We start from the raw sequence: 14226 nt of genomic DNA, 5'->3' as shown, positions 1-14226 counted from the left end.
CCGCTGAGGAGCACGCCATGTCCGTTGTCCTGTTTATCGCCACCGTCATTGCGGTAGCCCTGACCGGTTACCTCTGCGTCGCCCTGCTGAAGCCGGAGTGGTTCGAATGACCGCGAACGACTTCTTCCAGGTCGGGCTGTACCTGGCCGTCCTCCTCGTTCTGGTGAAGCCGGTCGGCCACTACATGGCCCAGGTGTTCGCCGAGACGCCCAACCGCGTAAACCGCTTCGGCGCACGCGCCGAGAACCTGCTCTACCGCCTTTCCGGCATCCGTGCCGACGAAGACATGAGCTGGAAGCGCTACGCCATCGCCATGCTGGTCTTCAACGTGGCCGGCCTTGCCGTGGTCTACATCCTCCAGCGCACGCAACAGTGGCTCCCGCTGAACCCGCAGCATTTCGGCGCCATTACGCCGGATTCGGCGATGAACACCGCGGTGAGCTTTGCTACGAACACGAACTGGCAGGGCTACGCCGGTGAGTCGACGATGAGCTACTTCACGCAGGCGATCGGCCTGGCCGTGCAGAACTTCCTCTCGGCGGCCACCGGTATCGCGGTGTTGATCGCCGTGATTCGCGGCTTCAGCCGTCGCGGCGTGAACGCCGTCGGCAATTTCTGGGTCGACATGACCCGGGCCACGCTCTACGTCCTCATTCCTTTCTCCCTGGCGATCGCCCTGTTGCTGGTTTCGCAGGGTGTGGTGCAGAACGTGTCGGCCTATGTGGACGTCGCGACCCTGCAGCACGGCCAGCAGACCTTGCCGATGGGACCGGCGGCTTCGCAGATCGCGATCAAGATGCTCGGTACCAACGGCGGTGGCTTCTTCAACGCCAACTCCGCGCATCCGTTCGAGAATCCGACGCCGTTCTCCAACTTCGTCGAGATGCTGGCGATCTTTCTTGTTCCGGCGTCACTTTGCTACACCTTCGGCAGCATGGTCGGCGATCGCCGCCAGGGCTGGGCGTTGCTCGCCACCATGCTGCTTATTTTCGTGCCGCTGACGCTCGGACTCGTTGCCGCCGAGCAGGCCGGTAACCCAGCGCTGCACGGACTGGCGATCGACGCGCAGGCCTCGGCCACGCAGGCCGGTGGCAACATGGAAGGCAAGGAGACGCGTTTCGGTATCGCCGCCTCGGGACTGTTCGCCGCGATCACCACGGCAGCCTCCTGCGGCGCAGTGAATACGGCACACGACTCGCTTACACCGCTCGGCGGCCTGGTACCCATGTGGCTGATGCAGCTGGGTGAGGTGATCTTCGGTGGTGTCGGCTCGGGTCTGTACGGCATGCTCGCCTTCGCCGTGGTCGCGGTGTTCATCGCCGGGCTGATGGTCGGTCGCACGCCGGAGTACCTCGGCAAGAAGATCGAAGCGCATGAGATGAAGATGGCGAGCCTCGCTGTATTGATTCCCTGCGCCCTGGTGGTGATCTGCACGGCCATCGCGGTGATGACCCCGGCCGGTACGGCGGCGGTCTCCAACCCGGGCGCACACGGCTTCAGCGAGATCCTCTATGCCGTGAGTTCGGCGGCGAACAACAACGGCAGCGCGTTCGGCGGTCTGTCGGCCAATACGCCCTTCTGGAACGTATTGCTCGCGATCTGCATGTTCCTGGCCCGCTTCCCGCTGGCCATCGCGATGCTGGCCATGGCCGGATCGCTGGCGGCCAAGCGTCACGTGCCGGAGACCGCCGGCACCCTGCCGACGCACACGCCGCTCTTCGTCACCCTGCTTGCCTGCGTCGTCATCGTCGTCGGTGCACTGACCTTCCTTCCGGCACTCGCCCTCGGGCCGATCGCCGAACAACTGATGTCCGCCACGGGCCACTGATCCATGACTACCCAAGCCCATACCCCGCGCGGTTTCGACCGCGCGCTGGTGACACGCGCCCTCGGCGACGCGTTCCGCAAGCTCTCGCCGCGCACGCAGTTCCGCAATCCGGTGATGTTCGTGGTCTTCGTATGCAGCGTGGCGACCACCCTGCTCTGGATCCAGGCCCTCACCGGCCACGCCGAAGCGCCGACCGCGTTCATCTTCTGGGTCAGCCTCTGGCTGTGGTTCACCCTGTTGTTCGCGAACTTCGCCGAGGCGCTGGCGGAAGGCCGCGGCAAGGCCCAGGCCGATGCGCTGCGCGGCTCGCGTCGTGACGTCATGGCGAAGAAGCTTGCCTCAGCCGATCGCGACGCGGCCATCGTGTTCACCCCGTCCAGCGAGCTCCGCCTCGGCCACCATGTGCTCGTTGAAGCCGGCGAGATCGTGCCGGGCGATGGTGAGATCGTGGTCGGTGCGGCGAGCGTGGACGAGAGCGCCATCACCGGAGAATCCGCGCCGGTGATCCGTGAGTCCGGCGGCGACCGCAGCGCGGTTACCGGTGGCACCCGCGTGCTTTCGGACTGGATCGTGGTGCGCATCAGCAGCAACCCGGGCGAGAGCTTCCTCGACCGCATGATCTCGATGGTCGAAGGCGCCTCACGCCGGAAGACCCCCAACGAGATCGCGCTGACGATCCTGCTGGCGAAGTTCACCCTGATCTTCCTGCTGGCCTGCGCCACCCTGCTGCCGTACTCGATTTACAGCGTCCAGGTGGCCGGTGCGGGCGAGCCGATCAGTCTGACCGTGTTGATAGCGCTGCTCGTCTGCCTGATTCCGACGACGATCGGCGCCCTGCTCTCAGCCATTGGCATCGCCGGGATGGATCGGATGATCCGCGCCAACGTGATCGCCACGTCGGGTCGCGCCGTCGAGGCCGCCGGCGACGTCGACGTGCTGTTGCTCGACAAGACCGGCACGATCACGCTCGGCAATCGCCAGGCCGTTGCCTTCTACCCGGCACCGGGCATCGAAGAACGCGAACTGGCGGAAGCCGCCGAGCTGGCCTCGCGTGCCGACGAAACGCCGGAAGGCCGCAGCATCGTTACCCTCGCGGCGAAGTACATCAGCGTGAGCGTCAGCGAACGTCGCCACGACGACCGTCGCGCCGAGTTCGTGCCGTTCACCGCGCAGACGCGCATGAGCGGCGTCGATGTCGGCACGCGTCACATCCGCAAGGGTGCGATGGACGCGGTCGAGCGCTATCTCGATTCGCAGGACAGCCACATGCCACCGCTGGTCCGCCGCATGGCCGAAGACGTGGCCCGTCGTGGCGCCACGCCGCTGATCGTGGTCGACGGCTCGCTGACCCTGGGCGTGGTCGAACTCAAGGACATCGTCAAGGACGGCATCAAGGAGCGCTTCGCCGAGATGCGCAAGATGGGTATCCGCACGATCATGATCACCGGCGACAACCCGCTCACCGCGGCAGCGATCGCCGCTGAAGCCGGCGTGGACGACTTCCTCGCCGAAGCGACGCCGGAAGCCAAGCTCAAGCTGATTCGCGACATGCAGGCCGAGAACCGCCTGGTGGCGATGTGCGGCGACGGCACCAACGATGCACCGGCGCTCGCCCAGGCTGACGTCGCGGTGGCGATGAACAGTGGTACGCAGGCGGCGAAAGAAGCCGGCAACATGGTCGATCTGGATTCCAATCCGACCAAGCTGATCGAGATCGTTGCCATCGGCAAGCAGATGCTGATCACTCGCGGCTCGCTGACTACCTTCTCCATTGCTAACGATATCGCCAAGTATTTCGCGATCATCCCGGCCGCCTTCGCCACGACGTACCCCGCACTCAATGCGTTGAACGTCATGCACCTGGCCACGCCGCGGAGTGCGATTCTCTCTGCGGTGATCTTCAACGCGCTGATCATCATCTGCCTCATTCCGCTCGCGTTGAAGGGCGTGGCGTACCGCGCACTCGGTGCCGGTGCACTCCTGCGCCGCAACCTGCTCGTCTACGGGCTCGGCGGCATCGTCGTGCCCTTCGTCGGCATCAAGTTGATCGACATGTTGCTGGTCCTGCTCGGACTGGCCTGACCGAGGTCGCCCCATGCAATCCGTGAAGCTCACTGTTTTCATCGAAGACCACGCCGACCTGGACATGGAAGTCCGCGTGGTTGCCCAGGAACACGTCGCCGCCGTTGCGGGCGCGCCGGTCGCGGTGATCAAGCCGCGCATCGTTCCGGTCGCGCCACCCAACGATGACGAATACGCGCTCGGCGGCTACGCCGGCATCTGAACCGCCTGATCCTGAAAGCACAACCCATTCCATTCCACCGATAAAGGGGTCCCGAAAGGGATCGGTAAAAAACGCCATGCGTACCACTCGCTATGCTCTCCTCGCCGCCATGTTCGCGCTCGCTCCTGTCTCCAAGGCCATGGCCGCGGGCAGTGACGACTGCTCCCAGGGATTCGTTTCGCGTTTTGCCGCCGCTTACCGCGAAGACGAGCAGCCTGCCGACCCGAACGCCCCTGCACCTGCGCGGCGTGGCATGGATTCACCCTTTGATTCGATGCCATTCCCGTCCTCCGAGTGGCAGCTCGGCGGCGTGGATAATCCGATCGGTGTGCCCGACACGAATTCGCAGTATCCCCTCGAGAAGGCGCTCGCCTGTACTCCCGTCGGCCGCTGGATGCAGGAGAACCGAATCGAGGTTTACGGTTGGATCAACCCGTCAGCCAATCTGAGTTCGTCGAGCTTCTCAAACTACCCGCTTTCCTATGCCTCGCGTCCCAATCGCGTGGAGTTCAACCAGGCACTTCTGCGTATCGAGCGCCTGCCCGACACGGTGCAGACCGATCATCTGGACTGGGGTTTTCATTTTGACGACCTTTATGGTTACGACTACCACTTCACCACCATGAAGGGTGTCACCAGTGACCAGCTACTCAACCACCCCAATTCCAACAGTCCGCTGCCGGGCAAGCTCTACGGCAACGATCCCATGATCTGGTATGTCGACCTGTACATTCCCTGGGTAGCTCAGGGTATGCAGATCACCCTGGGTCGCTACCTCTCCATCCCTGATATCGAAGCGCAGTTCTCGCCGCAGAACTATCTGCTGACGCACTCCATTCTCTACACGGTCGATGCATATACCAATACCGGCATCATCACGACGACCAAGCTCAACGATCAGTGGACGGTGCAGTTTGGCGTGCACGGTGGCGACGATTCAGCGTTCTGGGACAGCACCAGTCGGTTGAGCGTGCAAGGTTGCGTGCGCTGGGTGTCGAAGTCGAACAACGACATGCTGTACCCGTGCGTCGAGTCGTATAACAAATCCAGGCAGACCTATAACAACCTGCAGGAATTCGTGCTCACGTGGGGCCATCGTTTCAGCCGCAACGTGCACATGCTGACCGAGGCCTATCGCATTTACGTTCGTGACCAACAGGGCGCTCCTTCCGGCGTTCCGGGCTACCCGCTGGGTCAGGCACCGGATTTCCCGGCTGGCCATAACCCGGCGTTCGGCATCGTCAACTACTTCAATATCGAACTCAATCCGCACAACATGATCTCGATTCGCAACGAGTTCTATAACGACGAGCAGGGCCAGCGCACCGGGTACGCGACGCGGTATTCCAGCCATACGATTGGCTTGACGCATTGGGTGTCGCAGGATCTGGAGATACGCCCGGAGTTTCGCTACGAGCACGCCTACGATTTCCCGGCCTATAACGCCGGCCAGAAGAGCAGCCAGGTGACTGCCCTGGTCGACGCCATTCTGCATTACTGAGGCAAGCATCATGAGCAGGCTTATTCGAAACGCGGTGGTCATGCTGTTGTTGATGACTGTGGTCACCGGCGTCGCTTATCCATTGGTGGTGACGGGTTTAGCGCAGGTTCTATTCCCGTGGCAGGCCCATGGCAGCCAGGTCGTGTCGAATGGCAAAACGATCGGCTCGGCGCTGATCGGCCAGTCGTTCACGGCACCCGGCTACTTCTGGGGACGCCCGTCGGCAACGACGCCGGCCCCGAACAACGGTGCGGCATCCACACCGTCGAACCTGGGTCCGACCAACCCGGCGCTGACCAAGGCGGCGAGTGATCGCATCGCTGCACTGCGGGCGGTCGATCCGGCCAACAAGGCGGTCGTGCCGGTGGACCTCGTGACCGCGTCGGGCAGCGGCCTGGATCCGGAGATCAGTCCGGCGGCCGCCGAATACCAACTGGCCCGCGTGGCCCGGGTGCGCCGCCTGGATCCCGCGAAGCTGCGCGAGCTGGTCGCGGCGAATACCGAGGGACGTCAGCTGGGCGTGTTGGGCGAGCCGCGGGTGAATGTCCTGAAGTTGAACCTGGCTGTCGATGAGGCGGCCAGGTAGGGACGGGTCCGGTCCGGTCCGGCCCGGTCCGGTCCGGTCGGAAGAGCATCGCCGATGAATCGGCTCCCACACAGAGCGCGCGGCCTGCTCTTTGTGGGAGCCGATTCATCGGCGAAACCAGTCCACCCCATTCCATCCATTACCCTTGACCCATGCGCCCCCCAACTTCCCGGCCACCCTCATGACTGACGACCGCGACGCCCGCGCCAACGCGCTGCTCAGTGCGGCCCAGGAAGAAGACGGCCAGCGCCTCAAGGTCTTCCTCGGCGCGGCGCCCGGCGTCGGTAAGACCTTCGCCATGCTTTCGGCGGCGCGTGACCTTAAACGCCAGGGCATCGACGTGGTCGTCGGCCTGGTCGAAACGCATGGCCGATCGGATACGGCCGCCTTGCTCGAAGGCCTCGAGGTCCTGCCGACGCGACCCGTGCGCTATGCCGGCAGGGATTTCCGCGAGTTCGACCTGGAGGCCGCGTTGGAACGGCGGCCTGCCGTCATCCTTGTCGACGAGCTGGCACACACCAATCTCCCCGGCGGCCGGCATACGCGCCGATGGCAGGATATTTCCGAACTGCTCGATGCCGGTATCGAGGTCTACACGGCACTCAACGTGCAGCACCTCGAGAGCCTCAACGACCAGATACGCCGGATCACCGGCGTCGCCGTGCGCGAGACCGTGCCGGACGCTTTCCTCGACCGCGCACGCGACATCGTGCTGGTCGACCTGCCGCCGCGCGAACTGATCGGGCGCCTGAAGCAGGGCAAGGTGTACGTCCCGGAGACGGCGGCGGTCGCCCTGGACAAATACTTCTCGCCGACGAATCTAGCCGCCTTGCGTGAACTCGCGGTGGAAACCGTCGCAGCCCACGTGGACAGCGACCTGCGGGAAAGCATGCTGGCCCGTGGGGACGCCATGCCGGTCCGCCGCCGTTGCATGGCGGCCATCGACGGCCAGGGCCAGAGCGAATACCTCGTGCGCATCACCCGGCGGATCGCCGAGCGGCGTGGTGCGCCCTGGAGCGTCGTCTTCGTCGATCGCGGCGGCCTCGATGCCGAGCGACGCGAGCGCGTGGACGCCGCGATGCGTCTGGCGCGCCGGCTGGGTGGTGAGGGTGTGATTCTTCGCGGCCACGCTGTCGCGGATGAACTGCTCACCTGGGCGGATCGCGAAGGCGTGGGCCAGATCATCGTCGGACGCACGCGCGAGCGCCCGATCGCGCGTCGTCTCGGCTACTCGCTTACCCAGCAGCTGTTGCGCCGTGCCGCTCACCTGGAGCTGACCATTGTCGCCACGCCTGCGCAACGCGCGCGGGCGCGCAGACGCCTGCGCTTCAAGGACGGTAACGGCTCGCGTCGTGAATACGCCTTCGCGACCGGCGCGACGGCGGTGGCGATGGCGTTGTCGTTCGTCGCCGATCGCTTCCTGTCGGTGGCTAACCTCTCGCTGATCTTCCTCACGGCGGTGCTCGTCGTCGCGGTACGTACGCGCATGGCTGTCGCGGTGTACACCGCGCTGCTGTGCTTCTTTGGCTACAACTTTTTCTTCGCCCCGCCCCGTTACACGCTGGCGATCGCCAACGCCGACGACGTGCTGGCGGTGGTCCTGTTCCTCGTGGTGGCGCTGGTCTGCAGCCGCCTGGCAACGCGACTGGCCGGGCAGGTGACCTCGCTGCGTGCATCACAGGTTCGCGCGCGCGCGTTGGTGGCGCTCGGCCAGCAGCTGGCCACGAGCGCCGACGCCGACAGCATCCGCAAGGCCGGCGCAGCCGCGCTGGCCCGCGCTCTGTCGATCGAGATCGCCATGCTCGCGCGGGACGAGAGCGGGCACTTCAAGGTCGTCAACTCGGTGCCTGACGCGTTCGCCTTGTCGACGCAGGACCTGGCCGCGGCAGACTGGTGCGAAGGGCACGCCGAACCCGCCGGCCGCTTCACCGACACGCTGCACGCCGCCTCCTGCTGGATGCTTCCGCTCGGCGCCGAGCAACAGCGCGCCGGCGTCGTGGCGCTGCGCTTTCCGCTGAGTGCCCGTGAGCCCGATGCCGACCGCCGCAGCCTCGCGCTGGCGATGGTCCAGGACATCGGCCAGGCCCTCGATCGCGCCCGGCTCGCACACGAGCTGGAAAGCGCTCGCGTACAGGGTGAAACCGAACGCCTGCGCAGCGCCCTGCTGTCGTCGGTCTCGCACGATCTCCGCTCGCCCCTGGCGTCGATGATCGGTTCCGCCGGCACCCTGCTCAGCTACGACGCACAACTGCCCGCGAACGAGCGGCATGAACTGCTCCAGGCCATTCTTGGCGAAGGCCAGCGCCTGGATCGCTACATCCAGAACCTGCTCGACATGACCCGTCTGGGCCACGGCACCTTGCAGCTCCATCGTGACTGGGTCGACGCCGGCGAGATCGTCGCGGCTGCCGTCTCGCGAATGCGCAAGCTGTTTCCGGAGGTGCGCATCGACGTGCACCTGCCGGCCAACACTATCCTTCTTCACGTGCACCCGGCCCTGATCGAGCAGGCGCTGTTCAATATCCTCGAGAACGCGGGCCGCTTCACCCCGCCCGAGGAGCCGATCCGTGTCACCGTGCGTTCGGAGGCCGGTCGCTTGCTGGTCGACGTCGCCGATCGCGGTCCGGGCATTCCCGAAGATGAGCGGGCGCGGATTTTCGACATGTTCTATTCGGTGTCGCGCGGGGATCGCGGCGGCAAGGGCACCGGCCTGGGGCTGGCGATCTGCCGCGGCATGGTCGGCGCGCACGGCGGCAGCGTGGAGGCCTTGCCCCACGCGGGCGGAGGCACGACCATTCGGGTCTCGCTGCCGCTACCGCCGCCTCCCGACCAGAACGCATGAACCCCACCGCTCCACGAGTCCTGGTGATCGACGACGAAGCGCAGATCCGGCGTTTCCTCGACATCGGCCTGCGCGCCGAGGGCTATCAGGTTTTCCTCGCGGCAACAGGACAGGAGGGCCTGGGCCTGGCCGTGACGCAGTCGCCTGACGTCATCGTCCTCGACATCGGTCTGCCGGATATGGAAGGCCACGACGTGCTGCGCGAGATCCGCACCTGGAGCGAAGTGCCCGTGTTGATGCTTTCCGTGCGCGATTCGGAGAGCGAGAAAGTTCGTGCGCTCGACCATGGCGCCAACGATTACGTCACCAAGCCGTTCGGCATCCAGGAACTGATGGCGCGCTTGCGCGTGCTGTTGCGCCAAGGTGCCAAAGGTGGGCAGGCCGACGCACCCGTGCGCTACGACGACGGAAGCCTGGCGATTGATCTTGCCCGCCGAGAGGTATTGCTCGACGGCGCGCTGGTTGCGCTGACACGCAAGGAATTCGCCGTCCTCTCGTTGCTCGTCCGTCACCCGGGTCGCGTCGTCAGCCAGCAGCAGATTCTTCGCGAAGTCTGGGGCGCCACCCACACGCAGGACACGCACTACCTGCGCATCGTCATGGGCAAGCTCCGCCTGAAACTCGGCGACGATCCCGCGACGCCCCGCTGGCTCAAAACCGAACCCGGCGTCGGCTACCGCTTCCCCGCCACCTGACCAAAATCGGCACCAGCCCCATGTGGGAGCCGATTCATCGGCGAAAAGGTGCTCGCAAAACCGGCACCTATCGCGCGTGCTTTCGCTAAAAACGCCCGCTGCGGAGCCGCGAAACGTGACACAACGCACGCCAGCACAACCCCGCCCCATTTTTCAGATCATTCTGATTCCCTCGCACGAGTGAACCCATGACCGTCCGCCCCTCTCACCAAGGAGCACGTCATGACATCGTTTCGTTCCCACGCTACTGTCCGTCGCCTATCGACAGCAGCGACCCTGCTTTGCTCCCTGCTCTCCACCACCCACGTCTTCGCCGAATCCATGCGTTGCACCGCAGAGCGCTTCAGCAGCGGCAAGCTGACCATGCCGAACTATGACGAAGCGATGACGGAATGCGTCGCACAGGAATCGGCGATGACAAACCCCGAGTCAGGTGAGTTCGACAGTGCGCGCTCCTGCTACGACATCGTGCCGCGGGGACACCATGGGCCGTGGCGACACGGACGTATTGCGGTCGACCTGGTGGAGCGTAGGAGCGGCGACCGATATACGTTCGAGGGGCTGTGGATGTGCAAGCCGATAGTGGAGGCGGAGGTGGAGGCTGCCGCAAGCGCCCTTCGCCGCTGAAGCGGCTCCCACAGGTGAGCGGCTCCCACATGTGATCAGCTCCGGCGGTGAATCAGCTTGTCCGTGTGGGAGCCGCTTCAGCGGCGATGCTCTCAGCGAAGCGATGAAATCAAGCGAAACGCAGAATATTCGCGCCAATCGATGCCTCAATCGTCCGCTGCAACGGCTCATCCGCGTCGCGAACAACCGTGATCGCGATTTCAACCGAGCCCGTGCCAACTTCCAGCGAAAGCAGATGCCCGCCGTGACTCGCGAACTGGCTGTCGCAGGCGACACCGTGAGCATGGATGGAAGGCTTGCCCTCTTTCCATGCGAGCGTGCCCGTCATCGACGCGAGCTCGCATGCTTCGAATGTCGCCGGGTTGTAACGTCGCTCGTTGAAGTCGAAGAAGCCGAAGGTAACGGAGCGGACAAAGCCGAAGCCGGCGAGTGTCGCGGCGCCAAGGCGTGTTTCGGTCACGAGGTGTTCGAGGTGTGCGAAGACGTCGTCGCCCTGGGTGAGCACCATGAGGTAGCCGGTTGGCGTGGGAATGAAGCGTTTGGGGAGCGTCATGGGATTCCCGGGAAGGAAGAAGACGCGTCTATTGGCTCATAGTGGCGATAAAGGGGAGGTCATGGCGAGCACCCATCGCTGTGCCGGCGATTACGCTCCGCTTGCCTGTCGTGCCAGATAACGCCCCGGCGAATCGCCGAAAGCACGGCGGAACATCGCGACGAACGCACTTGGCGTCGCGTAGCCCAGCGCATCGGAGACGACCGAGACCGGATCGCCGTGGGCCAGCCGCTCGAGCCCGCGCGTCAGCCGAGCCTGTTGTCGCCACTGCGCGACGCTGCAGTTCGTCTCCTGACGGAACAGGCGCGTGAGCGTGCGAGAGGACATCCCGGCCCAGGTGGCCCATTCTTCGATGCCACGTGTGTCGTGCGGGCGTTCGTACATGGCCACGGCGACGCGGCGAAGGCGGCGGTCCAGTGGCATCGGCAGGTGCAGCGACTCCACCGGCGCGCGTCGGAGCTCATCCAGCATGACCGCGAAGAGCCGGTCACGCTCCGGGTCCGTCTCGGTGGTGACGACATCGATCGGCCATGTCGCGGCGCGCTTGATGATGGCGCGGAAGAGATCGTTCACGCCCACCACGCATGGGTGGTCTGGCAGGACGGCAGCGGCGCAGGGCGCGATGAAGACGCCCCAGGCATGACTCGGTCCCGCGATGCTCACGGTATGCATCACGCCCGGCGGCATCCAGCCCGCGCGGTGCGGCGGCAGCAGGTAGGAACCATGCTCCGTCCGGTTGATGAAAAGCCCTTGTTCCACATAGAAAAACTGGCCGCGCGCGTGGCTATGCCAGTCGGTCTCGCGCAGGGGTATCTCCCCTTTCGCCTCGTAGGCAATAAGTGGGGGACCATCGGTGCTCTCAAGCAGTCGGTGCAGGGTTTCGTCGTGCATTTGGCCGAATCTCGACATAAGTTGGCCCACTAACGATATCAGGCCGATAGCTTCCATGGTTACCATTTGCAACCCCAAGCAAATGTCCCTGCGTACGGCATCCGCCGACACCTGCGCCCGTGACCCTGAAGCGGAGATCCTTATGATCCGTCTCGTCACTACCGATTTAACCGAGTTGAGCGAGGGCACGGAAGCCGGCGATGCGCTGGTCACCTTCGTCGCCTGCGCTCACGCCATGCTCGATCCCACCACCCCGGAAGAACAGGTGCGGCGCCTTGAACCGCGCCTCCTCGCCCAATTGCCGACCCTGAGGGCGCTCGGCGTCTTCGACCTTTTCGAGGTGCGCGACCCCGCTCTGGCAGCCTTGTTGGCCGACGAAGGATGAACATCCCGGAAACCTGAAATATCCGCCGTGCGTATATTTGCCTTGACAACTATAATTCAGGCAATAGAATGCACGTCCATGACCAGCCACCTGTGCCTCTCTTACGACGGTCGCGACACGCTCGGTGCCCTCATTGGCATGGTGCGCAGCGAGATTGTCCGCGCGATCGAAACGGATCTCGCCGCCCTGGGTGCGGACCTCAAGTTCACCCAGTTCCATGTACTTAAGCGCCTGGCGACACACGGCGCGATGACGGCGACGGAACTGGCCCGGGCGGTCGATCTCGATGGCGGCGCCATGACGCGCCAGCTCGACCAGCTCGAGGCCAAGGGTTACCTGCGGCGCAAGCAGCACGAGCAGGACCGCCGGGCGCTTCGCATCGAACTGACCGAGGCCGGAGAGGCCCTCTGGAAACACCTGTACGAAAGCAACATCGCCACGCTGGAGCGGGCCCAGAAGGACCTCTCCACCACCGAACGCGATCAGTTGCACGATTACCTGGAGCGCGTGCTCAACGCGCTCCGCGACAAAGACTGAACTAAACGTCCGAGGCAATACGCATGCGTCTGCACACTCTCGTGGCGGCCGTCGGGGCCGCGTTGATTCTTTCCGGCTGTGTCACCAGCCGTGGACTGGATCCGCAGGGTCAGCTCACCGACCCGACCACCCTCCACGCCGACCGTACCCTGTCAAAGGTCGCCGTCTCGCCGGCCGGCTGGCCGGCGGCTGACTGGTGGACGGGGCTCGGCGACAGCCAGCTCACCTCGCTGATCGAAGAAGCCCTGAAGGACAACCCGGACCTGGCCACCGCCGACGCCCGCGTGCGTCAGGCCGCGGCCCAGGCCGCTGGCGCCGATGCCGCCCGCGATCCGACCTTCAGCGTCGGCGCGGGCGCTGCCGGTGCCCGCCTGCCTGGCTCGCTGCTGCCGTCGCCCCCGGGCAACCACTTCTCGTGGACGAAGTTCGGCTACGGCAACTTCAGCTGGGACCTCGACCTGTGGGGCGGCAAGCGTGCCGCATGGGAAGCGGCCCTAGGTAGCCAGCGCGCCACCGAAGTCGATGCCCGCGCCGCGCGTATCGAGATCTCGACCAACGTGGCTCGCGCCTATGTGCAGCTCGGCTATGCCTTCACCCAGCTGGACGTGGCCAAGGCCGAACTCGACCGTAGCAACGCGTCGCAGAAGCTGACCGTGCAGCGCGTGGCTGCCGGTGTCGACAACCAGACGCAGGTGAAGCAGGCCGATAGCGAAGTCGCTTCGGCCGAGCGCGAGATCGCCGTGTCGGAGCGCGCCATCGACTCCGCGCGCATCTCGCTCAGCACGCTTCTGGGCAAGGGTCCGGACCGTGGCATCGACATCGTCCGTCCGTCCGCGCTGACGCCGTCGGCGGTCGCGATCCCGGCAAACCTGCCGGCCGACCTGCTCGGCCATCGCGCCGACCTGGTCGCTGCGCGCTGGCGCGTCGAGGCCGCTTCGAAGGACATCGCGTCGGCGAAGACGGAGTTCCTGCCCAACGTGTCACTCGGCATACTCGCTGCGCAGGCCGCGAGTGGTTCGGACAACCTGTTCTCGTCGCGTGCGCGCTTCTGGCAGGTACTGCCCGCGGTGAGCCTGCCGATCTTCGACGGCGGTCGCCTTCGTGCGAACCTGTCGGGCAAGGACGCCGAGTACGACCTCGCGGTCGCGCAGTACAACAAGACGCTGGTCGGTGCGCTCAACGAAGTCGCGGACGACCTCTCCGGCCTCGACTCGCTGGGCACGCAGATTCAGGCGCAACAGCGCGCCCAGGACGCCGCACAGCAGGCGTACGACCTTTCGCAGCTGCGCTACAAGGCCGGTGTCGGTAGCTACCTGGAATCGCTCGTGGTGCGCCAGCAGCTGCTCGAAGCCCAGCAGCGCATGGCCTCGTTGAAGGCCCAGCAGGTCGACACCTCCGTCCAACTCATTCAGGCGCTCGGCGGCGGCTTCCGCCCCGAGGCGGACGACCAGCCGGTCGTCGCCGCCACGCCCGCAACCCACTAAACGTCCCCGAGGC

14 protein-coding genes are annotated in these 14226 nt (G+C 65.1%); 12 read left to right on the top strand and 2 right to left on the bottom strand.

The features are described from left to right. The first annotated feature begins 17 nt into the window (after positions 1 to 17). From kdpF to ACVWWJ_RS00085, 9 genes are all read left to right on the top strand, one after another. The gene (kdpF, locus tag ACVWWJ_RS00125) at positions 18 to 110 is read left to right on the top strand and encodes a K(+)-transporting ATPase subunit F (protein ID WP_456966324.1); all 93 of its coding nucleotides are present in this window, start codon (positions 18 to 20) and stop codon (positions 108 to 110) included. After that, a complete protein-coding gene (gene kdpA / locus ACVWWJ_RS00120) occupies positions 107 to 1828 on the top strand; it encodes a potassium-transporting ATPase subunit KdpA (RefSeq protein WP_456966323.1) in 1722 nt (573 codons plus the stop codon). Before kdpF ends, kdpA begins: the two co-directional genes overlap by 4 nt. 3 nt (positions 1829 to 1831) lie before the next feature. Further along, entirely contained in the window at positions 1832 to 3910 is a 2079-nt protein-coding gene (gene kdpB / locus ACVWWJ_RS00115; RefSeq protein WP_456966322.1) for a potassium-transporting ATPase subunit KdpB, read from the top strand. Between the two features lie 13 nt (positions 3911 to 3923). Next, positions 3924 to 4112 (top strand): hypothetical protein, encoded by a 189-nt coding sequence (locus ACVWWJ_RS00110; protein WP_456966321.1) that lies wholly within the window; start codon positions 3924 to 3926, stop codon positions 4110 to 4112. A gap of 76 nt (positions 4113 to 4188) precedes the next feature. Further along, positions 4189 to 5613: an outer membrane beta-barrel protein gene (locus tag ACVWWJ_RS00105; RefSeq protein ID WP_456966320.1), complete on the top strand. Its 1425-nt coding sequence runs from the start codon at positions 4189 to 4191 to the stop codon at positions 5611 to 5613. A 10-nt stretch (positions 5614 to 5623) separates the two neighbouring features. Next, positions 5624 to 6199 carry a potassium-transporting ATPase subunit KdpC gene (gene kdpC / locus ACVWWJ_RS00100; protein WP_456966319.1) on the top strand — a complete coding sequence of 192 codons (576 nt, stop codon included), beginning with the start codon at positions 5624 to 5626 and terminating at the stop codon, positions 6197 to 6199. Positions 6200 to 6380: 181 nt separating this feature from the next. Next, complete coding sequence (locus ACVWWJ_RS00095; RefSeq protein WP_456966318.1) at positions 6381 to 9041, top strand: ATP-binding protein; 2661 nt, start codon at positions 6381 to 6383, stop codon at positions 9039 to 9041. After that, entirely contained in the window at positions 9038 to 9736 is a 699-nt protein-coding gene (locus ACVWWJ_RS00090; protein WP_456966317.1) for a response regulator, read from the top strand. Before ACVWWJ_RS00095 ends, ACVWWJ_RS00090 begins: the two co-directional genes overlap by 4 nt. Positions 9737 to 9958: 222 nt before the next feature. After that, the gene (locus tag ACVWWJ_RS00085; RefSeq protein WP_456966316.1) at positions 9959 to 10363 is read left to right on the top strand and encodes a hypothetical protein; all 405 of its coding nucleotides are present in this window, start codon (positions 9959 to 9961) and stop codon (positions 10361 to 10363) included. Positions 10364 to 10472: 109 nt separating this feature from the next. On the opposite strand, the gene ACVWWJ_RS00080 is transcribed toward ACVWWJ_RS00085, so the two are convergent. Together ACVWWJ_RS00080 and ACVWWJ_RS00075 are read right to left on the bottom strand one after the other, a co-directional pair. Beyond that, complete coding sequence (locus ACVWWJ_RS00080; protein ID WP_456966315.1) at positions 10473 to 10916, bottom strand: PPC domain-containing DNA-binding protein; 444 nt, start codon at positions 10914 to 10916, stop codon at positions 10473 to 10475. Between the two features lie 90 nt (positions 10917 to 11006). After that, positions 11007 to 11807 (bottom strand): AraC family transcriptional regulator, encoded by an 801-nt coding sequence (locus ACVWWJ_RS00075; protein ID WP_456966314.1) that lies wholly within the window; start codon positions 11805 to 11807, stop codon positions 11007 to 11009. Between the two features lie 142 nt (positions 11808 to 11949). Here ACVWWJ_RS00075 and ACVWWJ_RS00070 point away from each other — a divergent pair, with 142 nt between their 5' ends. The 3 genes from ACVWWJ_RS00070 (at position 11950) to ACVWWJ_RS00060 (ending at position 14213) form a co-directional block, all read left to right on the top strand. Continuing rightward, on the top strand, positions 11950 to 12192 hold the full coding sequence (locus ACVWWJ_RS00070) for a hypothetical protein (protein ID WP_456966313.1): 243 nt from the start codon (positions 11950 to 11952) through the stop codon (positions 12190 to 12192). A 78-nt stretch (positions 12193 to 12270) separates the two neighbouring features. Then, positions 12271 to 12729, top strand: coding sequence for a MarR family transcriptional regulator (locus tag ACVWWJ_RS00065; protein WP_159890340.1), 459 nt, complete (start codon positions 12271 to 12273; stop codon positions 12727 to 12729). Positions 12730 to 12752: 23 nt separating this feature from the next. Then, complete coding sequence (locus ACVWWJ_RS00060) at positions 12753 to 14213, top strand: efflux transporter outer membrane subunit (RefSeq protein ID WP_159890286.1); 1461 nt, start codon at positions 12753 to 12755, stop codon at positions 14211 to 14213. Positions 14214 to 14226 lie beyond the last annotated feature (13 nt).

This window comes from Luteibacter sp. HA06 (genome assembly GCF_054061215.1).
This window is presented reverse-complemented; position numbering and strand designations above follow the sequence as displayed.